Source organism: Nakamurella sp., from assembly GCF_044224575.1.
GTDB lineage: Bacteria > Actinomycetota > Actinomycetes > Mycobacteriales > Nakamurellaceae > Nakamurella.
Window position 1 is genome coordinate 343493 of the sequence record NZ_JBGAKE010000002.1, and the last position, 25009, is coordinate 368501.

At 70.7% G+C, this 25009-nt stretch carries 25 protein-coding genes; 16 read left to right on the top strand and 9 right to left on the bottom strand.

Going from position 1 to position 25009, the window contains the following annotated elements:
- Positions 1–96: 96 nt before the first annotated feature.
- On the bottom strand, positions 97–1224 hold the full coding sequence (tal, locus tag ACILSK_RS03755; protein WP_395725774.1) for a transaldolase: 1128 nt from the start codon (positions 1222–1224) through the stop codon (positions 97–99).
- Between the two features lie 50 nt (positions 1225–1274).
- A complete protein-coding gene (tkt, locus tag ACILSK_RS03760; RefSeq protein WP_395725775.1) occupies positions 1275–3485 on the bottom strand; it encodes a transketolase in 2211 nt (736 codons plus the stop codon).
- Positions 3486–3770: 285 nt separating this feature from the next.
- Here tkt and ACILSK_RS03765 point away from each other — a divergent pair, with 285 nt between their 5' ends.
- From ACILSK_RS03765 to ACILSK_RS03780, 4 genes are all read left to right on the top strand, one after another.
- The gene (locus ACILSK_RS03765) at positions 3771–4754 is read left to right on the top strand and encodes a heme o synthase (RefSeq protein ID WP_395725776.1); all 984 of its coding nucleotides are present in this window, start codon (positions 3771–3773) and stop codon (positions 4752–4754) included.
- 19 nt (positions 4755–4773) lie between these two features.
- A complete protein-coding gene (locus tag ACILSK_RS03770; protein WP_395725777.1) occupies positions 4774–5085 on the top strand; it encodes a hypothetical protein in 312 nt (103 codons plus the stop codon).
- A gap of 107 nt (positions 5086–5192) precedes the next feature.
- Entirely contained in the window at positions 5193–5582 is a 390-nt protein-coding gene (locus ACILSK_RS03775; RefSeq protein ID WP_395725778.1) for a hypothetical protein, read from the top strand.
- A 149-nt stretch (positions 5583–5731) separates the two neighbouring features.
- On the top strand, positions 5732–6040 hold the full coding sequence (locus ACILSK_RS03780; protein WP_395725779.1) for a hypothetical protein: 309 nt from the start codon (positions 5732–5734) through the stop codon (positions 6038–6040).
- 214 nt (positions 6041–6254) lie between these two features.
- On the opposite strand, the gene ACILSK_RS03785 is transcribed toward ACILSK_RS03780, so the two are convergent.
- From ACILSK_RS03785 to mptB, 6 genes are all read right to left on the bottom strand, one after another.
- On the bottom strand, positions 6255–7298 hold the full coding sequence (locus ACILSK_RS03785; protein ID WP_395725780.1) for a heme A synthase: 1044 nt from the start codon (positions 7296–7298) through the stop codon (positions 6255–6257).
- Positions 7289–8074 (bottom strand): ABC transporter permease, encoded by a 786-nt coding sequence (locus ACILSK_RS03790; protein ID WP_395725781.1) that lies wholly within the window; start codon positions 8072–8074, stop codon positions 7289–7291. The genes ACILSK_RS03785 and ACILSK_RS03790 overlap by 10 nt, the downstream gene beginning before the upstream one ends.
- On the bottom strand, positions 8071–9015 hold the full coding sequence (locus tag ACILSK_RS03795) for an ABC transporter ATP-binding protein (protein WP_395725782.1): 945 nt from the start codon (positions 9013–9015) through the stop codon (positions 8071–8073). The genes ACILSK_RS03790 and ACILSK_RS03795 overlap by 4 nt, the downstream gene beginning before the upstream one ends.
- 39 nt (positions 9016–9054) lie before the next feature.
- Positions 9055–9549 carry an SRPBCC family protein gene (locus ACILSK_RS03800; RefSeq protein WP_395725783.1) on the bottom strand — a complete coding sequence of 165 codons (495 nt, stop codon included), beginning with the start codon at positions 9547–9549 and terminating at the stop codon, positions 9055–9057.
- Complete coding sequence (locus ACILSK_RS03805; protein ID WP_395725784.1) at positions 9546–9911, bottom strand: ArsR/SmtB family transcription factor; 366 nt, start codon at positions 9909–9911, stop codon at positions 9546–9548. Before ACILSK_RS03805 ends, ACILSK_RS03800 begins: the two co-directional genes overlap by 4 nt.
- Positions 9912–9978: 67 nt before the next feature.
- On the bottom strand, positions 9979–11535 hold the full coding sequence (gene mptB, locus ACILSK_RS03810; protein WP_395725785.1) for a polyprenol phosphomannose-dependent alpha 1,6 mannosyltransferase MptB: 1557 nt from the start codon (positions 11533–11535) through the stop codon (positions 9979–9981).
- 159 nt (positions 11536–11694) lie between these two features.
- Between mptB and ACILSK_RS03815 the strand changes: the two genes are divergently transcribed.
- The 10 genes from ACILSK_RS03815 (at position 11695) to ACILSK_RS03860 (ending at position 20689) form a co-directional block, all read left to right on the top strand.
- The gene (locus ACILSK_RS03815) at positions 11695–12420 is read left to right on the top strand and encodes a helix-turn-helix transcriptional regulator (protein ID WP_395725786.1); all 726 of its coding nucleotides are present in this window, start codon (positions 11695–11697) and stop codon (positions 12418–12420) included.
- A gap of 75 nt (positions 12421–12495) precedes the next feature.
- Positions 12496–13953: a Fe-S cluster assembly protein SufB gene (gene sufB, locus ACILSK_RS03820; protein WP_395725787.1), complete on the top strand. Its 1458-nt coding sequence runs from the start codon at positions 12496–12498 to the stop codon at positions 13951–13953.
- A gap of 1 nt (position 13954) precedes the next feature.
- The gene (gene sufD / locus ACILSK_RS03825; protein WP_395725788.1) at positions 13955–15190 is read left to right on the top strand and encodes a Fe-S cluster assembly protein SufD; all 1236 of its coding nucleotides are present in this window, start codon (positions 13955–13957) and stop codon (positions 15188–15190) included.
- A gap of 31 nt (positions 15191–15221) precedes the next feature.
- The gene (sufC, locus tag ACILSK_RS03830) at positions 15222–15998 is read left to right on the top strand and encodes a Fe-S cluster assembly ATPase SufC (protein ID WP_395725789.1); all 777 of its coding nucleotides are present in this window, start codon (positions 15222–15224) and stop codon (positions 15996–15998) included.
- 64 nt (positions 15999–16062) lie between these two features.
- Positions 16063–17370, top strand: coding sequence for a cysteine desulfurase (locus ACILSK_RS03835; protein ID WP_395725841.1), 1308 nt, complete (start codon positions 16063–16065; stop codon positions 17368–17370).
- A gap of 3 nt (positions 17371–17373) precedes the next feature.
- Positions 17374–17862, top strand: coding sequence for a Fe-S cluster assembly sulfur transfer protein SufU (sufU, locus tag ACILSK_RS03840; protein WP_395725790.1), 489 nt, complete (start codon positions 17374–17376; stop codon positions 17860–17862).
- Positions 17863–17866: 4 nt separating this feature from the next.
- A complete protein-coding gene (locus ACILSK_RS03845) occupies positions 17867–18301 on the top strand; it encodes a metal-sulfur cluster assembly factor (RefSeq protein WP_395725791.1) in 435 nt (144 codons plus the stop codon).
- Positions 18302–18396: 95 nt separating this feature from the next.
- Entirely contained in the window at positions 18397–18891 is a 495-nt protein-coding gene (locus ACILSK_RS03850; protein WP_395725792.1) for an HNH endonuclease, read from the top strand.
- Between the two features lie 127 nt (positions 18892–19018).
- Positions 19019–19318, top strand: coding sequence for a WhiB family transcriptional regulator (locus ACILSK_RS03855; RefSeq protein ID WP_395725793.1), 300 nt, complete (start codon positions 19019–19021; stop codon positions 19316–19318).
- Positions 19319–19546: 228 nt separating this feature from the next.
- Positions 19547–20689, top strand: a complete 1143-nt coding sequence (locus tag ACILSK_RS03860) for a uroporphyrinogen-III synthase (RefSeq protein ID WP_395725794.1) — start codon at positions 19547–19549, stop codon at positions 20687–20689.
- Here ACILSK_RS03860 and ACILSK_RS03865 read toward each other — a convergent pair.
- A complete protein-coding gene (locus ACILSK_RS03865; RefSeq protein WP_395725795.1) occupies positions 20671–22146 on the bottom strand; it encodes an FAD-dependent monooxygenase in 1476 nt (491 codons plus the stop codon). The two genes, ACILSK_RS03860 and ACILSK_RS03865, sit on opposite strands and share 19 nt — an antisense overlap.
- 167 nt (positions 22147–22313) lie before the next feature.
- Here ACILSK_RS03865 and ACILSK_RS03870 point away from each other — a divergent pair, with 167 nt between their 5' ends.
- The gene (locus ACILSK_RS03870; RefSeq protein WP_395725796.1) at positions 22314–23390 is read left to right on the top strand and encodes a cupin domain-containing protein; all 1077 of its coding nucleotides are present in this window, start codon (positions 22314–22316) and stop codon (positions 23388–23390) included.
- A gap of 167 nt (positions 23391–23557) precedes the next feature.
- Complete coding sequence (locus ACILSK_RS03875; RefSeq protein WP_395725797.1) at positions 23558–24793, top strand: AI-2E family transporter; 1236 nt, start codon at positions 23558–23560, stop codon at positions 24791–24793.
- The last annotated feature ends 216 nt before the right edge of the window (positions 24794–25009 follow it).

Below are 25009 nucleotides of genomic sequence, written 5' to 3' on the forward strand. Positions count from 1 at the left end.
TGCATTCCTTCCTTGAGGGTCTTCGACCACCGGCCGTCGACCGACCGGAGGATCGGCCCCCGAACGAACCGGGGCCGATCCTCCTGTCGTGACGGCTTACTTCTTGTGCTTGGCCAGCTCCTCGGACACCGAGGCGAGCAGCTCGTCCCAGGCGGCGATGAACTTGTCCACGCCTTCGGTCTCCAGGACGGCGAACACGTCGTCCAGGTCGATGCCGAGCGCCTCGAGGCTGCCGAACACCGACGATGCCTGCGCGTAGGTGCCCTCGATGGTGTTGCCGGTGATCACGCCGTGGTCGGCGACGGCGGCGATCGTCTTCTCCGGGGCGGTGTTGACCGTCTCGGGAGCGACGAGCTCGACGACGTACCGGGTGTCGTCATACTTCGGGTCCTTGACGCCGGTGGACGCCCACAGCGGGCGCTGCTTGTTCGCGCCCTTGGCGGCCAGGGCCTCCCAGCGTTCACCGGTGAAGGTCTGCTCGTAGGCCTGGTACGCCAGCCGGGCGTTGGCGATGGCGGCCTGGCCCTCCAGCGCCTGCGCCTCCGGCGAGCCGAGCGCCTTCAGCCGGTTGTCGATCTCGGTGTCCACCCGGGACACGAAGAATGACGCGACCGAATGGATCTCGGCCAGGTCGTGACCGGCCTCGGCGGCCTGTTCCAGGCCGGCCAGGTAGGCGTCCATGACGGCCTTGTACCTCTCGAGCGAGAAGATCAGCGTGACGTTGACGCTGATGCCCTCGCCGATCACCGCGGTGATCGCGGGCAGGCCGGCGACGGTGGCCGGGATCTTGATCAGCAGGTTCGGCCGGTCGACGATCTTGTGCAGCTCCTTGGCCTGGTCGATCGTGGCCTGCGTCTCGTGCGCCAGCCGCGGGTCGACCTCGATGGAGACCCGGCCGTCGACATGGTGGGTCGCGGCGAAGACGCCGGTGAACAGGTCGCAGGCGTTGCGCACGTCATCGGTGGTGACCTCGCGGACGGTGTCGTCGACGTCGGCGCCGCGGGCGGCCAGCTCGTCCAGCTGCTGCTGGTAGGACGCGCCGTCCTTCAGCGCGGCCTGGAAGATCGACGGGTTGGTGGTGACCCCGCTGATGTGCCAGGTGTCGATCAGGTGCTGCAGGTTGCCGGAGTGGATCCGCTGCCGGGACAGGTCGTCCAGCCACAGGGATACGCCCTGCGCGGTGAGGTCGGCGAGGCGGTCGGCAGAGTTCGTATCGGTGCTCATGGTGTCGTCTTCCTTTCCGCCGGCCCGGGTGGGTCGGCGACGGCGGTCAGTCAGTCGTTCTGGGCGGTGGGGGTGGGGTCGTCCTGCCCGGCGTGGTGCAGGGAGTACGCGTTGGGCGCTCCGCTGGGTCCGCCGCCGGCGGCGGCCGCGGCGAGCGAGGCATGGGCGGCCGCGACTGCTGCATCTGCGGTCAGCCCGAACTCGCGGTACAGCGTCGTGAAGTCGGCCGACGCGCCGTAGTGCTCCAGCGACACCGGCTTGCCGTAGCTGCCCAGCCACCGCCACCACGGTTGGGCGATGGCCGCCTCGACCGACACCCGGGCGGGCACGGAGGACGGCAGCACCGACTGGATGTAGTCGGCGTCCTGGGTCTCGAACCAGTCCAGGCACGGCACCGACACCACCCGGGCGCCGATGCCCTGCGCCTGCAGGGCCTCCCGCGCCGCGACGGCGATCTGCACCTCCGAACCGGAGCCCATCAGGATCACCTTCTGCTGCGCCGATTCGTCCCAGTCGGCCAGCACGTAGGCGCCGCGGGCCACCCCGTCGGCGCTGGTGCCCGCGAGCACAGGGACGGCCTGCCGGGTCAGGATCATCCCGGCCGGGCCACTGAACCAGTCGTGCTGCCGCTCCAGCACCGCCCGCCAGGCGTACGCGGTCTCGTTCGCGTCGGCCGGCCGGACCACGCTCAGCCCGGGAATGGCCCGCAGCGCGGCCAGGTGCTCCACCGGCTGGTGCGTCGGGCCGTCCTCGCCCAGGCCGATCGAGTCGTGCGTCCACACGTAGATCGCCGGCGCGCCCATCAGCGCGGCCAGCCGGACCGCGCCCCGCATGTAGTCGCTGAACTGCAGGAACGTCCCCCCGTACGGGCGGGTCGGGCCGTGCATCACGATGCCGGTCAGGATCGAGCCCATGCCGTGCTCACGGATGCCGAAATGCAGCGTCCGGCCGTAGGGTTGCGCGTTCCAGTGCTTGGTCGCGGCGTCGACCGGGCCGAAGCTGTCCGCGCCCTCCATCGTGGTGTTGTTCGACTCGGCCAGGTCGGCCGACCCGCCCCACAGCTCGGGCAACACCGGCGCCAGCGCGTTCAGCACCTTGCCCGACGCCGCGCGGGTGGCGATGCCCTTGGGGTCAACGTCCCAGGTCGGCAGGCCGTCGGCCCAGCCGGCCGGCAACTCCCGAGCCTGCAGCCGGTCGAACAGCGCCTTGGCCTGCGGGTTCTTCGCCGCCCACGCATCGAAACCGGTCTGCCAGTCCGCTTTCGCGGCGGCGCCCCGGTCGAGCAGGCCGCGGGTGTGCGCGATGACGTCGTCGTCGACCTGGAAGCTGCGGTCCGGGTCGAACCCGAGGATCTCTTTGACCGCGGCCACCTCGGGCGCGCCCAGCGCCGAGCCGTGCGCCTTGCCGGTATTCATCAGGTTCGGCGCCGGGAAGCCGATGATCGTGCGCAGCTCGATGAACGAGGGCTTGTCGGTGACCGCCTTCGCCTTCTCGATCGCCGCCAGGATGCCGGCGACGTTTTCGCCGCCCTCGACCTGCTGGACGTGCCAGCCGTACGCCTCGTACCGGGCGCCGACGTCCTCGGACAACGCGATGTTGACGTCGTCCTCGATCGAGATGTCGTTGTGGTCGTAGATGACGACCAGGTTGCCCAGCTGCTGGCGGCCGGCGATCGAGGACGCCTCGGACGTCACGCCCTCCTCGATATCGCCGTCGGAGGCCAGCACATAGATGAAGTGGTCGAACGGCGACCGGCCGGCCGGCGCGTCCGGATCGAACAGGCCTCGTTCCCGCCGGGCGGCCATCGCCATCCCGACCGCGGACGCCAGGCCCTGGCCCAGCGGGCCGGTGGTGATCTCCACGCCCTTGGTGTGGTGGTACTCCGGGTGACCCGGGGTCAGCGACCCCCAGGTGCGCAGCGCCTCCAGGTCCGCCAGCTCCAGGCCGAAGCCGCCCAGGTACAGCTGCACGTACAAGGTCAACGAGGAATGCCCGCAGGACAGCACGAAACGGTCCCGACCCACCCAGTGCGGATCCGCCGGGTCGTGCCGCATCACCCGTTGGAACAACGAATACGCCGTCGGCGCCAACGACATCGCGGTGCCCGGGTGGCCGTTGCCGACCTTCTGCACCGCATCGGCGGCCAGCACCCGGGCGGTGTCCACCGCGCGCTTGTCCAGCTCGGCCCAGTCGTCGGGGACGTGCGCGGCGGTCAGGGCGGGAATGTCGGCCGCGGCGGCCGAGTCGAGCTGAGCGGTCACGTGGGACTGTCCTCCAAAAGGTCGCGCGCGCGAACCTTCGCGCGTCGCGGTGTCTGTGACGGTGATGACATTCGATTGCGCTGCGGGTCAAGCCTAGTCCTCGGGTATTCGCCGCCGATGTCGTGGTGCGCACGGCCGGTGACGCGGGCGGTGAGCGTGCGAGCCGACACGGGGTCCGGGCAGTTCGGCGACGCTGACGAGGTCCACCTAGGATGAGCGTCTGTCGTCAACCGGCCGGAGTTCTGTTCGCCGCACGAACCCGCGCCGCCGAACCAGAGGAGTCTCGTGGAGGTCGCGTCCGGGTCGGGCCAGGACAGCGAGGTCACGGCCGTCCGGTCCGGGTCGCCGGCCGGCCCCGAGGCGCCGTCGCGGTCGCGGATCGGCCTTCGCGTCGGCGCCTACGTGGCTCTGACCAAGCCGCGGATCATCGAACTGCTGCTGATCACCACCATTCCGGCGATGGTCGCCGCCCAGCGGCAGGTGCCGTCGGTCGGCCTGTTGGTGGCCACTCTGGTCGGCGGCACCCTCGCCGCGGGCAGCGCCAACGCGCTGAACTGCGTGGTGGATGCCGACATCGATGCGGTGATGAAGCGGACGCGATCGCGACCGCTGGCTCGGCACACCGTGACCCCGCGCGCCGCGCTCGTCTTCGGCATCGTGCTGGGGGTCCTCGCCGCGGCCGTCCTGCTGACGTTCACCACGTGGCAGGCGGCGGTCCTGGCCGTCGTGGCCATCCTGTTCTACGTCTTCGTCTACTCGATGTGGCTCAAGCGTCGCACGGCCCAGAACATCGTGTGGGGCGGGCTCGCGGGCTGCATGCCGGTGATCATCGGCTGGTCCGCGGTGACCGGCGACATCGGGTGGCCGGCCTGGGTGTTCTTCGGCGTCATCTTCTTCTGGACACCACCGCACACCTGGGCCCTGGCCATGCGCTATCGGGCCGACTACGCTGCGGCCGGCGTGCCGATGCTGCCGGTGGTCGCCCCGGAGCGCGAGGTCGTGCGGCAGATCGTCCTCTACAGCTGGGCGATGGTGGCCTGCTCGTTCCTGCTGATCCCCGCGTCGTCCTGGATCTACGCGGCGGTGGCGGTGCCGCTGGGGCTGTGGTTCCTGTCGATGGCCCACCTGCTGCACACCCGGGTGCTGCGGGGCGCGCCGGCCAAACCAATGACGCTGTTCCACCTGTCCAACCTGTACCTGACGGGGATCTCGGTGGCCTGGGCGGTCGATGCCGCGGTCGGCCTGCCGGTCGTCGGCTGGCCGGGCTGACGGACCTCGGGCGGACGACATGGGCGACGATCGGACGGCCGGGCTCGGGACCGCCGATGCGCGACACGCCGGGCGGCTACGCCGTTTCGTGGCCGACCATGGCGGCGCGGGGGAGGCCGTCGTCGAGCCGATCGGCCGGGTCGGCGTCCGGATCGTGGTGATCGCGTCCGACGGTGCCTATTGCGATGCGATGGCCGCCTCGGTCGAGGCGGCCGCCGCGGTGTGTGAGCGCGCCGGTGTCGGCGTCGCGGACGGCTGGACCCGCGAACTCACGGCGAGCGTGGCGCCCAGCCCGGCGGACCGGCGGCGGATGGCCGGCACCGGCCGCTGACCGTCGATCGCCGCCATCGGCAACGCCGCGGCCCATCGAAAAGTTCTCCAAAAGACAACGCAGATTGTCGTTGACAACCTGGGTTGTCGCATGTCATTGTTGGTGACGTGGACCTCGGCGAGATGTACGACTACATCGCACTTCTGCTGGCGGACGCCGCCCTGCTACCGGACGACTCCGACAGCGAGGAGGAGTTCGAGCTGGCCAAGATCCGGCTCATCTCCCAGGCCCGGCTGGTCCTCGACATCATCGAGGGGCAGGCCGTGCACGAGCTGCGATCGTCCCTGCCGCAGACCAGTTACTCCGACATCGGCGACGCCCAGGGCATCAGCAAGCAGGCGTCGCGCATCCGGCACACCAAGCTCGAACAGGTGCTCCGGGTGCATCAGCTCGACGGCCGCCGGCACAGCCTGTCCAAGGCTGTCGTGAGCACGAAGCATCGTCGCGCGGCGGCGCCGGTCCGGCAGGCCCGGCGGCGCACTCCACGCGAGCCCTGAGCCCGGCGGTACCGCCACGGGTCGCCGCGTCCGCGGTTCCGTGTCGATCCCGCACACCCATCGGCCGGTCCGATGGGATCCCACCCCATCCCCTGGCGACCGCATACCCGCACACGGGTGGTCGTCGACCCACAGAAAGGCTCCTCGTCATGGCCACCAACACCAGCACCGGTCCGAAGGTCGCCACCACGCACACCGGCGCGTTCTTCGGTGCGGCCGTCGCGTTCCTGGCCGCCACCGGCGTCTGGAACTTCGCCAACATCTGGCTGCTGGGGATCACCGCCCAGGAGCAGTGGATGCTCGCGATGGGCGTGCTCAGTGCCATGTTCGCCACCGTGGTGGTCGCCAAGGTCGTCCGCGACCGCGAGGAGTCCCGGAACCTGGTCAACGAGGTTCGGCAGGCGCGCTACGAGGAGATCCTGGCCAACGCCCCGGCGCCCGGCCTGGGCCACATGTGAGCCATCGGCACCACGGCCGGCCCCGCAGGCGACGAGCAAGGACGGACAGGATGACGGACCGCATCAGGCAGGCCCACCGGCGCGCCCGGCTGCGCCGCGGCCAAGTGGTCTACGCGGCGATGCCGGTCCCCGCCTGGGTACCCGATCCGATCGAGCCGTCGTCCCGGCTCGTTCGGGTGTTCGCCCGGACCCGCGCCGGCCGGCCCGGCCGACTTCAACCCGTGGGCGAGGCGGCGCTGCGCACGGTGTCCGACGGGTCGGCCGTCCGATCCGTGCTGAGCCGGTGAGGACCACGGGACCGGGTGGCCATGGCCACCGCGGCTGCCGCGGCCACCAGCATGGTGGCGCCGAGGACGTGCGCCACCACCAGCACCTCGGGCACGCCCGTCGCGTACTGCACCAGGCCGATCAGGCCCTGCCCGGCCGTGACGCCGATCAGCACGTACGCCCGGTTCAGCAGCCGTCGCGGTGCCTTCACCGCCAGGTAGCCCACGGTCATCGCGACCAGTAGGCCCAGGTAGGCGAACATCAGGTCGGCGTGCAACTGGGCCAGCGCGCGGACCGGGAGATCCAGCCGGGGGGTGGCGTCGTCGCCGCCGTGTGGCCCCGCGGCGGTCACCAGGGTGCCGGCCACGCACAGCGCCACCAGCACCCCGACGGTCGCCCACGTCAGCACCTGCAGTGGGCGCGGGACGGTGGGCACCGGCGGGTCGTCGGTCTCATCCAGCCGCACCAGCACCATGATCGCCACGAACAGCAGCACCAGCGAGACCAGCATGTGCGGGGCGACGGTCCACCAGGCCAGCCCGGTCAGCACCGTGATGCCGCCCCACACCGCCTGGAACACCACCCCGGCCGGCAGCACGGCGGACAGCCCGACCAGCCCCGATCGCCGCGGTTGGGCCCGCAACAGCACCAGGAACAGGCCGAGCGAGGCGACGAGCACGAGGCCGGTCAACGTCCGGTTGCCGAACTCGATGGCCTGGTGGATCGGGGACAGGTCCGCCCGGCTCACCGGGACCAGTGACCCCGGGTGGCACTCGGGCCACGTCGGGCACCCGAGCCCCGAGCCGGTGACCCGGACGGTCGCGCCGGTGACCGCGATCAGCCCGTTGGTGAGCACCGCGGCCCAGGCGAATGCCTTCTGCAACCGGTGCGAAGGGGCGCGACGCCACCAGGGGTCGGGCGCCGGCCGCGGGCCGCCGGACGGCCCGCGCATGAGGTGCGACGAATCGGGCAGTGGATCGGTCATAGCCATCGGAACCACCGTACGGTGGCCGCCCAGCCGATCACGACCCACGCCAGCAGGATCAACAGTGATGTCGCCGACGGTGCCGCACCGTCCATCGCCGCCCGCAGGGCTTGCGACATCGCCCCGGGTGGGGTGAGTTCACCGATCGACCGCAGCACCGCGGGGGCGCGGTCCAGCGGAACAACGACCCCGCCGATCGCCACGAACACCAGCCAGACGAGGTTCGACAGGGCCAGCACGGCCTCGGCGCGCAGCGTGCCGCCGAGCAGCAGGGCCAGGCCGACGCACGCCGCCGCGCCGAGCAGGATGATCGCCAGGCTCCAGAACGGGTTGCCGTGCGGGCGCCAACCCAGGGTGGCCGCGGTGGCCCCGAGCACCACCAGCTGGCCGACCAACACCGCCAGGGTGGCCAGGCACTTGCCGGCCAGCAGTTGGGCCCGCCCCACGCCGGCGGCGGCCAGCCGCTTCAGGACGCCGTACCGGCGGTCGAAGCCGGTGGTGATCGCCTGCGAGGTGAACGCCGAAGAGAAGACCGCGAGCACGACGACCCCGGGCAGCACCGCGTCGATCCGGGGTTCGGGCAGCTCGATCAGCGTGATCGAGGTGCCGCCGATGAGCGCGACCAGGGGAATGATCAGGGCGAGCAGCAGTTGCTCGCCGTTGCGCAGGGTGACCCGCAGCTCCAGTCCCGCGGCGGCGGTGATCCGGCGCCGGGGCGGGGCCGGACGGGGGTCCGGCGAAAAGGTGCCGGGCGGGAACGCCGAGGCGGTCGACTCCGTCATGGGCGGATCTCCCGTCCGGTGAGGTCCAGGTAGACCTCGTCCAGCGAACGCGCATTGACCTGCAGCTCGCCGGGCAGCACCCCGACCCGCGCGCAGAAGGACGTGACCGTCGCGACGGTGGCCGGCACGATCTCGCCCTCGACCAGGTACCGGCCGCTGCTGGTCTCGCGGACCGCGAACCCGTCGGGCAGCGCCAGCCGGAGCAGGTCGAGGTCCAGGCCGGGGGCCGCCGCGAAACGCAGCAGCCGGTGGTCGGCGCCGCCCGTGAGGTCGCTGGGGGCGCCCTGGGCCACCACCCGGCCGTGATCGACGATCACCACCCGGTCGGACAGCAACTCGGCCTCGTCGAGCAGGTGGGTGGTCAGCAGGATCGTCACGCCGTCGGCGCGGGCGGCCCGGAGCAGGTCCCACACCAGGTGCCGGGCCTGCGGGTCCAGGCCGGCGGTCGGCTCGTCCAGGAACACCAGCTCCGGCCGTCCCACCAGCGCCATCGCCAGGCTGAGCCGCTGCACCTGACCACCGGACAGCCGACGGACCGGCGTGCGGGCCGCCGGCTGCAACCCGAGGACCTCCAGCAACCACTCGGTGTCCAGCGGGTTGGCCGAGCACCGGGCGATCACCCCGAGCATCTCACCGGTGCGGGCGGCCGCGTGTGACCCCCCGGCCTGCAACATGACCCCGATCCGCGGCCGCAGCCGGGCGGCCTGCCGCCAGGGATCCAGACCGAGCACCCGGACCGTGCCGCGGTCGGGTTTGGCGAAACCGGTGCAGGCATCCAACGTGCTGGTCTTGCCGGCCCCGTTGGGTCCGAGCATGGTCACCAGCTCGCCGCGGGCGATGCTCAAGGACACCCCGTCAACGGCGCGCAGTGCGCCGAAGGTGCGCACCAGACCGTCGACCTGCAGCACGGGCAGATCCGGATCGGGCCGGGGGAGGGTCACGGTGATCGAGGATAGGTGGCGCCGGCCGCCGACCGGCCATTAGGCCAGGGACCGGGCGACCCGCTCCAGCGCGTCCATGCCTTCCTGCAGGCCGCTTTCCATCCCGCTCTGGATGATCATGTCGCGGACCTGCACGCTGGACACCTCGGTCAGCACGGTCAGCCGGGTGCGCCCGCCCAGATCGGTCAGGGTGTAGATGCAGACGGCCGGGTCCAGGTCGCCGTCCGGGATGCCCTCGAACACCTCGGTGCACACGATCCGTTCGTCCGGCACGATCTCCCGGTACTCGCCGTGGAAGGCGACCTCGAAGCCGCCGTTGGCCGTCATCACGTACCGCCAGCGGCCGCCGACGCGCAGGTCGATCTCCGCGCTGTCGACGGTGCCGCGTTCGCCGGCCCACCACCTCTTGACCAGGTCGGGTTCCACGTGCGCCCGGTACACCAGATGCGCGGGGGCGTTGAAATCGCGGGTGACGAGGATCTGGGTGTCGGCCGGAAGGGTCACCACCGCCGAATGTGTCGTGGTCGCAGTCATTGCCGTTCCTCCTTGGGTTTCTCCGCGCCGGTGGGGTCGTCGCGGAGGTCGTCGAGCACGGAATCGAGCAGGTCGTACCGGGCGGACCAGGTCCGCTCGTAGCGGCGAACCCAGTCGTAGATCGACTTGAGGGGTTCGCTGTCGAGTCGGTAGATGCGCTGCCGACCCTGGTCGTGGACCCGCACCAGGCCCACTTCGCGCAGCACCCGTAGGTGCTTGGACACCAGCGGCTGGGGAATCGCAAGTGCCTCGACCAGGTCGCCGACCGGACGTCCACCACCGGCGAGGACGTCCAGGATCTGCCGGCGACGCGGTTCGGCGACGGCGTTGAACGCGTCGGTGGTTGTTGCCGCCCTGGCCATGCCACCCATCATATTCCGATATGGGCATGTGTTGTCAAGAGTCGCCCCGACGTCGATCGGGGTCGGTTCAGCGAGGCGGCCGGGCGGCCAGGTCCGCCGGCGGGTGCGCGGCCGGTAGGCCGAACCGGCGCAGGCCGTAGAACACAGCGCCGACGACGACAGCGGCCACGATGACGGCCTGCACGATGACGAACACTCCGATGGTCGCTCCGTTCGGCATGATCGTGACCGAGAACAGCACGGTCAGCCAGACGGTCGCGGTGCGCACCCGGGGGTCCGCCGTGGAGGCGGCCAGCGGCAGGGCGGCCCAGAGCAGGTACCAGGGTTGGATCACCGGGGCGAACAGCACGAAGGCGCCCATCGCCATGCCCAGGCCGAAGATCGGGTTGATCCGACGTTGCCAGCACTGCCACATGATCACCGCGGCAATCACGGAACCGATCAGGGTGCCGACCGGCTGCATGACGTCCAGTACGGCCTGGGTGTGGTCGCCCAGGCCGAGCAGCAGCCCGGATTGCCCGGCGATCACCCCAAGGCTGGTCGAGACGGACAGGAACGACCGGACCGTCCCGGGCGCGCCGAGCGCCGCGACCCAGCCGAAGCCAACCCCGGCGATGACGGTGAAGGTCGCAAAAGTGACCATGGCGACCGCGCCCACGAGTAGTCCGATCCGCAGCAGGTCTCGCCACCGCCCGCCCGCGCGCAGGGCCAGCATGATCACCAGGAACGCCAGCGCCATCCCGGCCGTCGCCTTGATCCCCACGCCGAGGGTGATCAGCACGACGCCGCCGACCACCGTCCGTTGCCAGGCGAGGACGATGCCGGCCAGCATCGCACCGAGCATCAGGGCCTCGTTGTGACCGCCGCCGATCAGGTGGAAGAGCACCAGCGGATTCAGCGCGCCCAGCCATAGCGCGGCCACCGGGTCGAAGCCGCAGATCCGGGCCAGCCGGGGCAGCGCCCAGACGATGAGCGCGACCCCGACGAGCTCGATCAGCCGCTGCAGCAGCACGGCCACGATCAGGTTGTCGTGCGCGACGGTGACGACGGCGCGGGCGATGAGCAGGTACACCGGGCCGTACGGGCTGGCCGTGTGCTGCCAGCGCACATCGACCTGGTGCGCGTAGGGGTCGGCGTCGCCCAGCGTGTCGTAGGGGCCGGCCTCGTAGGGATTGAACCCGTTGGCCATCATCGAGCCGATGGCCAGGTAGGAGTACACGTCGCGGGAGAACAGCGGCGGGGTGACCAGCAGCGGCACCGCCCACATGGCCAGGGTGTGCGACAGCTGGCTGCGGGACAGCCGGCGCGGGCGGCCCGGGGCGGCGAGCCGGCCGATCAGCACCCAGCACAGCACGATCAGCCCGATGCCGGTATAGGAGCAGGCCAGGGCGGCCGGTCCGATGCGGGACAGCAGACCGATGATCCGGAGCCCGTCCACCGGGTTGGGAATCGGGGACGCCGAGCCGTAGGACGACCCGGCGCCGAGCATCAGCAGCAACGCGCCGACCGTGCCCCAGCGGCGCAGCCGCGACAACTGGCCGCGTTCCTGCTCGTCGAGGTCGCCGGCCGCATCGTCGGACCCGGTCGCCCCGACCACCCCCACCTCGGACCCAGGACGCACCACGCGGTGAGTCTAAGGAGCGACGATCGGTCCGGGCTCGTCCCGAGGAGCTCCGTGCGCGTCGACGCCGGGTTTGGTGAGGCTGACCTGCGTGTCCGGGGCCACACCAGGCAGTCGACGGCGCTCTTTGATCTCTGCCGGGAAAAAGGTCACAATGTTGTTGTGAAAACCGTCGACCGGCCTGCCGGCACCGCGCATGCGGCCGCGTCGGCCGACCGGGGCGAAGGGCGGACCCGCGAGGCGGTCACCCAACTGCTGTTGTCCGACGGGCCGCTGACCGCCGCCGACCTCGCCGGGCGGCTGGGCATCTCGCCGGCCGCCGTCCGCCGCCACCTGGACCAGCTGATCGCCGAGGGTGCGGTGACCTCCCGCGAGGCGCCCGCGCGGGGGCAGCGTGGACGTGGCCGACCGGCCCGCTCGTACCTGCTCACCGACATCGGGCGGGGACGGCTGCCGCACCAGTACGACGACCTGGCGATCCAGGCGTTGGACTACCTGGAGCAGATCGCCGGACCCGAGTCGGTGACCGAGTTCGCCCGCCGGCGGGCCGAGGCGATCGTCGCGCCGTTCGCGTCCGAGTTGGACAACGCGGCCGACATCTCCGCCCGGGCCGACGTGCTGGCCCGGGCCCTGACCGCGGCCGGGTTCTCCGCGTCGTTGCAGGAGGTCGGCGTCGGCCGGCAACTGTGCCAGCACCACTGCCCGGTGGGCCACGTCGCCGCCGAGTACCCCCAGCTGTGCGAGGAAGAGATGGCGGTCTTCACCCGCGTCCTGGGCTCCTACGCCCAGCGGCTGGCCACCATCGCCCGCGGGGACCCGGTCTGTACGACCTTCATCCCGTTGTCCACGATCCCGCCGCCCAGACCCGCGCCGCCCGACACCCCGTAGCACCCACCGCCGCATCACCTGCGAGGCCCGCCGCCGCCCGGCCTGCAGCGCTTCGATATTCGGAAGGACGTGTTCATGACGACCCCCCTGACCACCGAGTTGGAGCCGGAGCTGAGCCAGTCCCGGCTGGAGCAGGCCGCGACCATCGACTCCATCGGCCGCTACGCCTTCGGCTGGTCCGACACCGACACCGCCGGTGCGTCCGCCCGGCGAGGCCTGAACGAGGACGTCGTCCGCGACATCTCGGGCAAGAAGAACGAGCCCGCGTGGATGCTCGAGCGGCGACTCAAGGCGCTGCAGCTGTTCGACCGGCAGCCGATGCCCACCTGGGGCGCCGATCTGACCGGCATCGACTTCGACAACATCAAGTACTTCGTCCGGTCGACCGAGAAGCAGGCCGCCTCGTGGGAGGACCTGCCCGACGACATCAAGAACACCTACGACCGGCTGGGTATCCCGGAGGCGGAGAAGCAGCGCCTGGTCGCCGGGGTCGCCGCCCAGTACGAGTCCGAGGTCGTCTACCACCAGATCCAGGAGGACCTGGAGCGGCAGGGCGTCATCTTCCTCGACACCGACTCGGGCCTGCGGGAGCACCCGGAGATCTTCGAGAAGTACTTCGGTTCGGTGATCCCGTCCGGTGACAACAAGTTCTCCGCGCTGAACACCGCGGTGTGGTCGGGCGGCTCGTTCGTCTACGTGCCGCCGGGCGTGCACGTGGACATCCCGCTGCAGGCCTACTTCCGGATCAACACCGAGAACATGGGCCAGTTCGAGCGGACGCTGATCATCGTCGACGAGGACGCCTACGTGCACTACGTCGAGGGCTGCACCGCGCCGATCTACAAGTCCGACTCGTTGCACTCCGCGGTCGTGGAGATCATCGTGCGCAAGGGTGGCCGCTGCCGGTACACCACCATCCAGAACTGGTCGAACAACGTCTACAACCTGGTCACCAAGCGGGCGAAGGCGGAGGCCGGCGCGACCATGGAGTGGGTCGACGGCAACATCGGTTCCAAGGTGACCATGAAGTACCCGGCCGTCTGGCTGATGGGCGAGCACGCCAAGGGCGAGGTGCTGTCCATCGCGTTCGCCGGCGAGGGTCAGCACCAGGACACCGGCGCCAAGATGTTGCACCTGGCGCCGCACACGTCGTCGACGATCATCTCCAAGTCGGTCTCCCGCGGCGGCGGCCGCACCTCCTACCGCGGGCTGGTGCAGGTCAACCCGGGCAACCACCACAGCCGCTCGACGGTCAAGTGCGACGCCCTGCTGGTCGACACGCTGTCCCGCACCGACACCTACCCGTACGTCGACGTCCGCGAGGACGACGTGTCGATGGGCCATGAGGCCACCGTGTCCAAGATCAGCGAGGACCAGCTGTTCTACCTGATGAGCCGGGGCCTGACCGAGGACGAGGCGATGGCCATGATCGTCCGCGGCTTCGTCGAGCCCATCGCCCGGGAGCTGCCGATGGAGTACGCCCTCGAGCTGAACCGCCTGATCGAACTGCAAATGGAAGGAGCGGTGGGCTGACGTGAGCGCCAGCGCGCCCGTGGTGAGCGACCGGCTCACCGATCAACACGGCCTGACCGAGCACAGCCATCATGGGTCATCCGCGCAGATCCGGTCGAAGGGTGTCGACTCGCACCTGCACGGCATCGGCTCGGCCGATCCGGCGGCGCACCCGCTGCCATCGGCCAAGAACGAGGTGTGGCGGTTCACCCCGCTGCGCCGCCTCCAGGGTTTGGGCGAGGACCGGGCCTTCGACGGCATCGTCGGTGCGGACAACGAACGCACCGTCGAGGGTCCGGCGGGTATCACCGTCCGGCGCGTCAGCGGCGCGGAAGCGGCGGCGCTCAAAGGTATCTCCGGCAACCTGCCGACCGACCGACCCTCGGCCCGGGCGTGGCAGGCCAGCGACAGCATCCTGCTCATCGACGTCCCCGCGGAGACCGAGTTCCGCGAGCCGCTGATCGTCACCTTCGCCGGCGGCACGGTGGACCGCGCCTTCGCCGGGCACCTCGTCGTCCGGGTCGGCCGGCACGCCAAGGCGCAGGTCGCCATCCTGCACGAAGGCACCCAGCTGCTGAGCGACAACATGGAGATCGTCGTCGGTGACGGCGCCCAGCTCGAGTTCGTCGCCCTGGAGGAGTGGGACTCCCGCGCGGTGCACCTGTCCCACCACCACATCCGGGTCGGCCGGGACGCCACCGTCAAGCACACCGCGCTGACCTTCGGCGGGGATCTCGTGCGGGTCGTCGCCGACGTCGTCTACGACGGGCCCGGCGGCTCCGTCGAGCTCAACGGCCTGTACTTCGCCGACGCCGGCCAGCACCTGGAACACCGGCTGTTCGTCGACCACGCGGTGCCGCACTGCACCTCGCGCGCGCTGTACAAGGGTGCGCTGCAGGGTGAGAAGGCGCGCACCGTCTGGGTCGGTGACGTGCTGATCCGGCGGGCCGCCGAGGGCACCGACACCTACGAGATGAACCGCAACCTCGTCCTCACCGAGGGGGCCCGGGCCGACTCGGTGCCGAACCTGGAGATCGAGACCGGCGACATCGTCGGCGCCGGGCACGCCAGCGCCACCGGCCGGTTCGACGACGAGCAGCTGTTCTACCTGCTCTCCCGGGGCATCCCGGCCGAGGTGGCCAAGCGGCTGGTCGTGCGCGGTTTCTTCGGCGAGGTGCTGCTCAAGATCGGCATCGAATCGGTCCGCGAGCGCACCTCCCAGATCATCGAGCGCGAGCTCGCCATCGCCGGCATCTAAGTCCGAGAAACCTTCAGGAGATAGATCTTTCATGTCCACACTGGATATCCGCGACCTGCACGTGTCGGTGCTGACCGAGGAGGGACCGGTCGAGATCCTGCGCGGGGTCGACCTGACCGTGTCCTCGAACGAGACGCACGCGATCATGGGGCCGAACGGCTCCGGCAAGTCGACCCTGGCCTACTCGCTGGCCGGGCATCCGAAGTACCACGTCACCTCCGGCACCGTCACCCTGGACGGTGAGGACGTGCTGGCCATGACCACCGACGAACGGGCGCGGGCCGGTCTTTTCCTCGCCATGCAGTACCCGGTCGAGGTTCCCGGTGTGTCCACCTCGAACTTCCTGCGGACCGCGGCCACCGCTGTGCGCGGTGAGGCCCCGCCGGTGCGCAAGTGGGTCAAAGAGGTCAAGACCGCGATGAAGGACCTGGAAATCGATCCGGAGTTCGCCGAACGCGCGGTCAACGAGGGCTTCTCGGGCGGCGAAAAGAAGCGGCAGGAGATCCTGCAGCTGACCCTGCTCAAGCCCAGGATCGCGATCCTGGACGAGACCGACTCCGGCCTGGACGTCGACGCGCTGCGGGTCGTCGCCGCCGGCGTCAACCGCTACAAGGAGACCGCCGCCGAGAGCGGTGACGGGGTCGGTGTGCTGCTGATCACTCACTACACCCGGATCCTGCGGTACATCCACCCGGACCGGGTGCATGTGTTCGCCGGTGGTCGAGTCGTGGAGTCCGGCGGGCCTGAGCTGGCCAATGAGCTGGAGGAGAACGGCTACGTCCGGTTCGCCGACCCGGCCGCCGTCTGATTCGGGCGTTCAGGAAAGGCGAGGAGAGATGGCGCAGGAGGTGATCGCGGTGGTGGCCGAGCCGATGACGCAGCAGGTGACCGGGCCGGCGTCGACGGATCTGTCGGCGACGGCCATCGAGCGGATCCGCGCCGACTTCCCGATCCTGGGCCGTACGGTCCGGGACGGAAAGCCGTTGGTGTACCTGGATTCCGGGGCGACGTCACAACGGCCGGAATGCGTCATCAATGCGGAGCAGGAGTACGTCACCGGGCACAACGCCGCCGTGCACCGGGGCGCCCACCAGCTGGCCGAGGAAGCGACCGACTTCTACGAGTCGGCGCGGGAGCGGGTCGGCGCCTTCATCGGCGCGCCCCGCACCGACGAGGTGATCTTCACCAAGAACGCCACCGAATCGCTGAACCTGGTCGCCTACTCGCTGGGCAATGCCGCATATTCCGATGACCCGCAGGCGCGGCGGTTCCGGCTGGGTCCCGGTGACGAGGTCGTCGTCACCGAGATGGAGCACCACGCGAATCTCGTCCCCTGGCAGGAACTCTGCCGCCGGACCGGAGCCACCCTGCGGTGGTTCGGCGTGACCGACGACTTCCGGCTCGACCTGGCGAACCTGAACGAGGTGATCACCCCCCGGACGAAGGTGGTGGCGTTCACCCACCAGTCGAACGTGCTCGGCACGATCAACCCGGTCGACGTGCTGGTCGCCGCCGCGCAGCGGGTCGGCGCGCTGACCGTGCTGGATGCCTGCCAATCGGTGCCGCACCAGCCGGTGGACGTGGCCGCGCTGGGCGTCGACTTCGCGGCGTTCTCCGGGCACAAGATGTTCGGGCCCAGCGGGATCGGCGTGCTGTACGGGCGGTACGAACTGCTCGCGGCCATGCCGCCGTTCCTCACCGGCGGCTCGATGATCGAGCAGGTGTTCATCGACCGGTCCACCTACGCCGCGCCGCCGGCCCGGTTCGAGGCCGGCGTGCCCATGACGTCCCAGGCGGTCGCGCTCGGCGCCGCCGTGGACTACCTGACGGTGATCGGCATGAAGGTCGTCGCCGACCACGAGGCGGCGCTGACCGGTTATGCGCTGCAGGAACTCTCGGCCATCGAGGGCGTGCGGATCATCGGCCCATCGGACACGGTCGATCGTGGGGGAGCGGTGTCGTTCCTGGTCGACGGGGTGCACGCGCACGACGTCGGGCAGATCCTGGACGACGCCGGCGTGCAGGTACGGGTGGGCCATCACTGCGCCTGGCCCCTGCATCGCCGGTTCCGGATCGCCGCGACCGTGCGGGCCTCGTTTGCCCTCTACAACACCGAGTCCGAGGTGGATGCGCTGGTCGCCGGGGTGCGGTCCGCACAGAACTTCTTCGGGGTGAACTGACCGATGCAGATGGAAAAGCTCTACCAGGAAATCATCCTCGACCACTACCGGTCGCCGCACCACTACGGGCTGCGCGAGCCCTTCGGCGCGCAGGTGCACCACGTCAACCCGACCTGCGGCGACGAGGTGACCCTGCGGGTGCACCTGGTGGAGACCGGCGACGAGCCGGTCGTGGCCGACGTCTCGTACGAGGCGCTGGGCTGCTCGATCTCCCAGGCATCCACGTCGGTGCTCACCGACCTGGCCATCGGCCGGTCGCTGCCGGACGTCATGGACGCGCTGGACGACTTCACCGCAATGGTGACCAGCCGGGGCACCATCGACGGCGACGAGGACGTCATCGGCGACGGCATTGCGTTTGCCGGCGTCGCCAAGTACCCGGCCCGGGTGAAATGTGCGCTGCTGGGCTGGATGGCATTCAAGGACGCGGTCTCGCAGACCATGGTGCAGGCCGCGCACGACGACTCGATCACCGCCGGCCAGGAGGGCTGACCCCATGACGAGCAGCACCGAAGATCTGAGCACCGGCCGCGCCGGCCGCGGCGCCGCCGACCTGGACGTGGCGACCGTCGCCGCCGCCGACCCGGCGACCGCCGCGCCGGCGGTGGACACCCAGCTGATCGAGGACCTGGAGGAAGCCCTCAAGGACGTCGTCGATCCCGAACTCGGCATCAACATCGTCGATCTCGGGCTGGTCTACGACCTGTCGGTCGACCCGGACAACACCGCGATCATCGACATGACGCTGACCAGCGCCGCCTGCCCGCTGACCGACATGATCGAGGACCAGGTAGCCGCCGCGCTGACCGGCCCGGAGTCCGGTCTGGTGGACGATTTCCGGATCAATTGGGTCTGGTTGCCGCCGTGGGGTCCGGAGCGGATCACCGAGGACGGCCGCGACCAGATGCGGGCGCTGGGCTTCAACATCTGACTCGCCGAGGGCCCCGTCCGGCGCGAAAATGCCGTGCCCCCGGGCGTGATCGGGTGTTACCTTTCGCCGCCGATGCGCTGGAGAGGAGGCCCCCGATGACCGACGTGCTGTTGATCAACGCCTCCTACCAGGTGCTGTCCAGGATCGACTGGCAGCGGGCCGTCGTCCTGGTCGTCACCGGCGAGGCCGACACCGTCGAGGCGCACCCGGATCGGCTCGTCCGGTCCCAACACCTCACGGTGCCCTGGCCGACGATCGTCCGGCTGCGGGCCTACCGGCATCTGCTGTACCGCACGGTGCCGTCCGCCCGGCCGTCGGCGGCCCAGATCAAGCACCGGGACGGCCGGACCTGCGCCTACTGCGGCGGTCACGGTGACACCGTTGACCACGTGGTCCCGCGGTCGCGTGGCGGCTCGAACGCGTGGGACAACCTGGTCTGCGCCTGCCGCCCGTGCAACAACCGCAAGGCCGACCGCACCCCGGTGGAGGCCGGGATGCGGCTGCGGTGGGCGCCGCGGCCGGTCGAGCCGGGCAGCGCGCAGCACCTGGCTGACCAGCAGCGGGTGTGGGACCTGCTGGCCGCGAGCTGACCGCCCATCTGCCCCCGGCCTCGCCGACTTGAGCCCAACGCATGTTGCGCCCGCCCGACGAACATGCGGATGGCGCACGTCGGCGGCATGAAGCGGGGCCGGACCACCGACGATGAAGGAGGCCGTCATGGCGACCTACGATCTGCCCGCCGTGCCGGGCCACCTGATCGACCCGGCGGCGGATGCACGCGCCGCCTGCCGCGGTCACGATCCCGAGCTGTGGTTCCCGGCGCCGACCCAGGACCGGTCGGTCGCGGTGGGCCTGTGCCGCGGGTGCCCGATCCGGGAATCCTGCGAGCAGTGGGCAATGGCCTCGCTGGCGAGCGGGATCTGGGGCGGTGTGCTGTTCGACCGCGGCCGGCCGGACGGGGCGAACACCAAGTGGCGCAATCCCTATCGGCAGCTTCGCACCGGCCGGGCGAGTTGAGCGCCGGTCCGGCCGCCCGGTTGGCGCCTCACATCCGTACCGGCGGGCGCTGAGCTGTTGGTGACGGCGACGTCACCGGGCTCGGGCATGATCGTCTTCAGTGTTCGGCGATCGGCCGTCCGCGCCGTCCGATCGCCCAGCCACCCGGAGAGGTCAATGTCGCCGACCGCTCGGCGGGCCACCGCGCCCGACGTAGACTCCCACGGTACCGACCGAGACCGCGAGGACATGGCGGGGGTGACCGGGCTGACCGCCAGTGGACCGGCCATCGGATTCGACCCCGAACAACTGGTCGGATTCCGGATCGGCGTCACCGCGCACCGGCGGTCGGCCGACCTGATCGCCGCGCTGGAGCGGCGTGGCGCCGAGGTCCTGCACGCTCCGACCCTGCAGATCGTGCCCGCGGATCGGGACGAGCGGCTGGTCGCCGCCACCGCCGAGGTGATCAAGGCCCGGCCGGACATCCTGCTGGTGACCACCGCGTACGGTCTCAACGGGTGGCTGGAGGCGGCCGACGCGGCCGGGCTCGGCCAGAACCTGCTCGAGGTCCTCGCCCAAGCCCGCATCCTCGTCCGCGGTCCCAAGGCGCGCGGCGCGGTCCGGGCCGGCGGGTTGCGGGACTCCGGGATGAGCGACGAGGAGACCACGGCGTCGCTGGTCGATCAGGTGCTGGCCGAGGGCGCCGACGGTCGGACGGTGGCGATCCAGCTGCACGGATTCGTCGACGACGAGCAACTGACCCGGCTGCGGGCGGCCGGCGCGACGGTCATCACCGTCGCGCCCTACCTGTGGACGGCACCCAGCGAGCCGCAACGGGTCGTCCGGCTGCTCGACGCGATCGTTGCCCGGACCCTCGACGCGGTCACCTTCACCAGCGCCCCGGCCGCGGAAGCGCTGGTGGCCGCGGCCCGCGACCGCGGACTGTTCGAGCCCGTGGTGGCCGCGATGCGGTCGAACGTGGTGCCCTTCGCCGTCGGCCCGGTGACCGCCGCACCCCTGCACGCCGTGGGCGTCATCGCGATCCACCCGGACCGCTACCGGTTGGGCGCGATGGTCCGCACGCTGTGCGAGTACCTGGTCGAGCATCAGGTGCGCCGGCTGCCGACCCGGCACGGCCTGCTGGAGATCCGGGGTCGGAGCGCCGCCCTGGGTCAGGACCGGGTCACCCTGTCCCCGACATCGGTCGCGGTCCTGCGCCTGCTCGCCGACGCGGGCGGCGCAGTCGTGCCCAAAGCCCGGCTGCAGGAGGTACTGGCCGACTCCGATGACGACCACGCGCTCGAGGTCGCGATCGCCCGGCTGCGCCAATCGCTGCCGCGACGCGACCTGGTCGCCACCGTCATCAAGCGCGGCTACCGCCTGGACGTCTGATCGGCCCGGCTCGGGTCGCCGCACCACGTGGTGAGCGCCCGGGCGACGCCGGCCGGCGTCGGCTGGTCGTCGGCCCACGCGACGTAGGCGTCGGGACGGACCAGCATCGTGGGGGCGGCCGCGTCGGCCGGGGCCCGGACGGTGATCCGGTCCGTCCACGGGGCGGCCGGACCGATGTCGGCCCGGGACACCAGGACGAACTGCCCCGACCGGAGCGCGGCGTAGAGCCGGGCCGGCCCCTCCCCGACGAGTTGGAGGTCGGGAACCCGACGGCCGGCGAGCCGATGGCTGCCCCGCGGCGCCGGATAGCTGACCCCGACCCCGGAGATCGCCCCGGTTGCCCGGCGGCCGATCGGCCCGAACCCGAGCAGCGTCCGGGCGATCAGGTTCCGAGCCTGCCGGGCGGGCCGGGCCCGCACCATCGCCATCCGAATGATGAGGCCACTACTGCGTAACACCTGACGCCCGACCGGGTGCCGTTCGGTGTGGTAGCTCTCGAGCAGACCCGTCGCCGCGCGGCCCTGGACGGCGGCGGCCAGCTTCCACCCGAGGTTGGCGGCGTCCTGCAGGCCGACGTTCATGCCCTGCCCGCCGGCCGGCGAATGGACATGGGCGGCGTCGCCGGCCAGGAACACCCGACCGACCCGGTAGCGCGGCACCTGGCGCTCGTCGCTGTGGAACCGCCCGGTCCATCGAGGATCGTGCATGCCGAAGTCGGTGCCCAGCGCGCGTCGGGTGACGTCGCGGATCTCCGCCATCTGCAGCGGGGCATCCTGTGGTCGCTGGTTGCGCCGGTCCCAGGCGAAGACCCGGTACCAACCGTCGCCGAACGGCGCGACGAAGGCGAAGCAGTCGCCGACGCCGTTGGCGGTCAGCACCTGTTCCGGCCGGTCCGCCAGCCGGACGTCGGCCAGCATGATCGACTCGATCACCGACCGACCGGGGAAGGGCTGGCCGATCGCCGGCCGCACCGTGCTGTGCACGCCGTCCGCACCGACCAGGTACGCCGCGTCGATGGCGCTGCCGTCGACGAGATCGGCGTGCACACCGTCGGTGTCCTGATGTAGTCCGGTCACCGCGGCACCGCTGCGGAACGTCACCCCGGCCTGCTCCGCGCGGGTGCGCAGCACACGCTCGACCCGGTGCTGCGGCGTGACGAGCAGGAACGGGTAGCGGCTCGGCAGGGAGCCCAGGTCCAAGTGGACACGATCGAACAGGCGAAGCTCCCGCACCCGCGCGCCCGAGGCGAGGAGTTCGTCGGCGACTCCGCGGGCGTCCAGTTCCTCGAGTGTGCGGGCGTGCACGCCGAACGCGCGCGTCAGGGTGGACTGGTCGGTGCGGCGTTCGACGATCGTCGTCCGGACGCCGGCGGTGGCGAGATCACCGGCGATCAGCAGGCCGGTCGGCCCGGCGCCGACGATCACGACGTCGGTGTCGGTGGTAGGTGGGACGGTCATGGCGGCTCCTCGGGTCGGTGTGCGGTGCTCACCCTCCGGGTGAGCCGGGTGCCCGCGCACCACCCACGGCCCGCGGGCACCCCGGGTACCGGCGTCGATCGCGCCGGCGGAGGGGGTACCGGCCGGCTCCGCTGCGGCGATGTGATCGATGCTGCAAGATCGCCGACATGCCGACCTCGCCGCATTGGACGTCACTGACCGGGACCGATGCCACCTTCGCCAATGAGCTGGGCAGCGTCCAGGTCGTGGACGCCGAGCTATTGCCCATCCTGAGCCGGCTGTCCATCAAGCGGGTGGTGCTGGTGCCCGGCGCCCTGCGCGAACCCCAGTGGAACGTCAACGCCAACCAGCTCGCCTACGTGCTGCGCGGTCAGGTGCTGGTGTCCATCCTGGGCGACCACAACCAGTTCAGTTCCTTCGTGGCCGGGCCGGGTCAGATGTATCACGTCGAGTCCGGTGCGGTGTACCACATCGAGAACGTCGGGGATGCCGAGGCAGAGATCATCATCGCCCTCCGGGCGGAACGGCCGGCGCATTTCTCGTTGCGGGACAGCATGTCTGCGATGACGGACGCAGTGCTGGGCAACACCTACGATCTGCCGGCATCGGCGTTCGACTCGTTCGCCCGCCCGCCGGGTGCACAGATCGTCCGCCGGCAGGGGACCGTCGCGGTCGAGGCGACGCAGCGGCTGCCCAACGCGCACCTGTTCGACACGGAGGGCCAACTCGCCCCGCTCAGCTATGCGTACGGGTCGGCGCACCTGGCCCGCAAGCAGTACTGGGCGGCCCTGCAGGACATCTCCATGTACTCCCTGAGGGTCCGCGAGAACGGGATGCGGGCCCCGCATTGGCATCCGGTGACCGCCGAGATGGGTTATGTAGCAACAGGTCACGCCCGGATGCGGATTCTCGACCCGGACCGGAGCCTGGACGAGTACCTGTTGGCACCGGGCGACGTCTACTTCGTCCCGCGAGCCTATCCGCACCACATCGAGGTCGTCGGCGACGACGAGTTCCACTTCCTGATCTTCTTCGATCAACCGACCCCGGGGGATATCGGCTACCGGGCGACGGCGAGCGCGTTTTCCCGGGAGGTGCTGGCGGCCACCTTCGACGTGCCCGAGCGGCTGTTGCCGGTGTTTCCGTTCACCCCGGCGGACCCCCTGATCGTGCCCCGCAGGAACCCGGTCGACCCGCCGGCCGGAACTCGGGGGACGGCCGAAAATTCGCGATCAACCGATTGAACCTTTCGCGCGGCGCGGTCGTACCCATCAGGCGGTCGCGTGTTCGGTGGTGGCGGGTGGCGGAGGGTCCATCACCACCTGCACGAGTCGACGGCTGTCGGCCTGGGTACACACGCGGGCGGATGACCGGAGGACGGCGTCATCCGGCGACCGCGAGGAGGCCGGCGATGAACAGGTCCAGGAACGGGGCGCGGTCGGCCCCGGCGGCGGGGAGCGGGGGTCACCACCACCTGCTCGGCCAGCCGCACGACCCCGACGAGGAAGGTCCGATCGCCGACGCGGAGGCGGTCGCCGGAGTCATCCGGACCCCGCAGGCGCCCCTGGGACCGCTGGGTCGCCGGTTCGACTGGCATTCCGCGTTCTTCATCGGCGCGTCCGCCGCGGCCGGGGTGGCCCTCACCGTCGGCGCCATCGAGGTGCTGATGCTCGCCGCGCAGACCCTGCTGCTCATCTCGCTCGGCCTGTTCCTGGCCATCGGACTCGAACCGGCCGCGTCGTGGCTGATCAACCATCGCTTTCCGCGCTGGGCCGCGGTGCTGACCGTGCTCGGTGGGTTGCTCCTGATGACCGCCGCCTTCATTGCCGCAGCCATCCCGGCGCTGGTCGACCAGGGTGGCCGGGTGATCACGGCTCTGCCGCAGTACCTCGGCCAGTTCAGTGACTCGAGCACCACGATCGGCCAGCTCAACGAGCGATTCCACATCCAGCAGACGGTGCAACAGGTTCTCGAAGGCGGCGGTCCCGGCCTCGCATCGGGCGTGATCACCGTCGGCGAAGCAATCTTCGGCGCCTTCTCGTCGGCGCTCGTCGTCATGGTGCTGACCGCGTACTTCCTGGCCGACCTGCCCCGGGTACGGGCCACTGTCTACCGCTTCGTACCGGCGCCCCGGCGGCCGCGGGCGGTCCTGCTCGGCGACCAGATCATGGTCAAGGTGGGCGGCTACGTGCTGGGCAACGTGGTGATCTCGGTGATCGCGGCGGTGGTGACCTTCGTCTGGCTGATGGCGTTCGGCATCCCGTACCCGCTGTTGCTGGCGATCCTGTTCGCGCTGCTCGACCTGGTTCCGGTGATCGGCTCGTTGGTCGCCGGTGCGCTGGTCGCGCTGGCCGCCTTCACCGTGTCCGTCCCGGTGGGCATCGCCACCATCGCCTACTTCGTCGCCTACAAGCTGGTCGAGGACTACGTCCTCACGCCCAGGGTGTTCGGCACGGTGCTGCGGCTGCCGGCGCTGGTCACGGTCTGCGCGATCCTGATCGGCGGTGCACTGCTCGGCCTGGTCGGCGCGCTCATCGCCCTGCCGACGGCCGCGGCGATCATGCTGCTGGTCCAGGAGGTGCTGTTTCCCCGGCTCGACCGCGCCGATTCCGGTTCCGGCCGGGCGGGTTCGGTCCGGCCGCAGTAGCGTCGGCCGCGGTCACCACGGGGTGACCGTGCGGGCAGGAGGCCATGATCATGGTCGAACTCGTTCCCGACCTCGGCATCCCGTGCCGGTCGTGTGCCCGTCCGATGTCCCGTCCGCCGATGGGAGCGATTCCACCAAACGGATGATCCTGATCGGCCACGCGCGCGACGCCTCGCGGCCGGTGCTAGCGTCCGACTACCCCAGGTAATCACACGA

Bases quoted from the DNA above. Each gene is read 5' to 3' on its own strand.
- ACILSK_RS03835 (WP_395725841.1), top strand. From the start codon at position 16,063: ATGACGCAGCAGGTGACCGGGCCGGCGTCGACGGATCTGTCGGCGACG.
- sufB (WP_395725787.1), top strand. From the start codon at position 12,496: ATGACGACCCCCCTGACCACCGAGTTGGAGCCGGAGCTGAGCCAGTCC.
- ACILSK_RS03790 (WP_395725781.1), bottom strand. From the start codon at position 8,074: ATGACGGAGTCGACCGCCTCGGCGTTCCCGCCCGGCACCTTTTCGCCG.
- tal (WP_395725774.1), bottom strand. From the start codon at position 1,224: ATGAGCACCGATACGAACTCTGCCGACCGCCTCGCCGACCTCACCGCG.
- ACILSK_RS03870 (WP_395725796.1), top strand. From the start codon at position 22,314: ATGCCGACCTCGCCGCATTGGACGTCACTGACCGGGACCGATGCCACC.
- ACILSK_RS03800 (WP_395725783.1), bottom strand. From the start codon at position 9,549: ATGACTGCGACCACGACACATTCGGCGGTGGTGACCCTTCCGGCCGAC.
- ACILSK_RS03805 (WP_395725784.1), bottom strand. From the start codon at position 9,911: ATGGCCAGGGCGGCAACAACCACCGACGCGTTCAACGCCGTCGCCGAA.
- ACILSK_RS03770 (WP_395725777.1), top strand. From the start codon at position 4,774: ATGGGCGACGATCGGACGGCCGGGCTCGGGACCGCCGATGCGCGACAC.
- ACILSK_RS03785 (WP_395725780.1), bottom strand. From the start codon at position 7,298: ATGGCTATGACCGATCCACTGCCCGATTCGTCGCACCTCATGCGCGGG.
- ACILSK_RS03860 (WP_395725794.1), top strand. From the start codon at position 19,547: ATGGCGGGGGTGACCGGGCTGACCGCCAGTGGACCGGCCATCGGATTC.
- ACILSK_RS03865 (WP_395725795.1), bottom strand. From the start codon at position 22,146: ATGACCGTCCCACCTACCACCGACACCGACGTCGTGATCGTCGGCGCC.
- ACILSK_RS03875 (WP_395725797.1), top strand. From the start codon at position 23,558: ATGAACAGGTCCAGGAACGGGGCGCGGTCGGCCCCGGCGGCGGGGAGC.
- sufU (WP_395725790.1), top strand. From the start codon at position 17,374: ATGCAGATGGAAAAGCTCTACCAGGAAATCATCCTCGACCACTACCGG.
- ACILSK_RS03845 (WP_395725791.1), top strand. From the start codon at position 17,867: ATGACGAGCAGCACCGAAGATCTGAGCACCGGCCGCGCCGGCCGCGGC.
- sufC (WP_395725789.1), top strand. From the start codon at position 15,222: ATGTCCACACTGGATATCCGCGACCTGCACGTGTCGGTGCTGACCGAG.
- ACILSK_RS03850 (WP_395725792.1), top strand. From the start codon at position 18,397: ATGACCGACGTGCTGTTGATCAACGCCTCCTACCAGGTGCTGTCCAGG.
- ACILSK_RS03855 (WP_395725793.1), top strand. From the start codon at position 19,019: ATGGCGACCTACGATCTGCCCGCCGTGCCGGGCCACCTGATCGACCCG.
- ACILSK_RS03780 (WP_395725779.1), top strand. From the start codon at position 5,732: ATGGCCACCAACACCAGCACCGGTCCGAAGGTCGCCACCACGCACACC.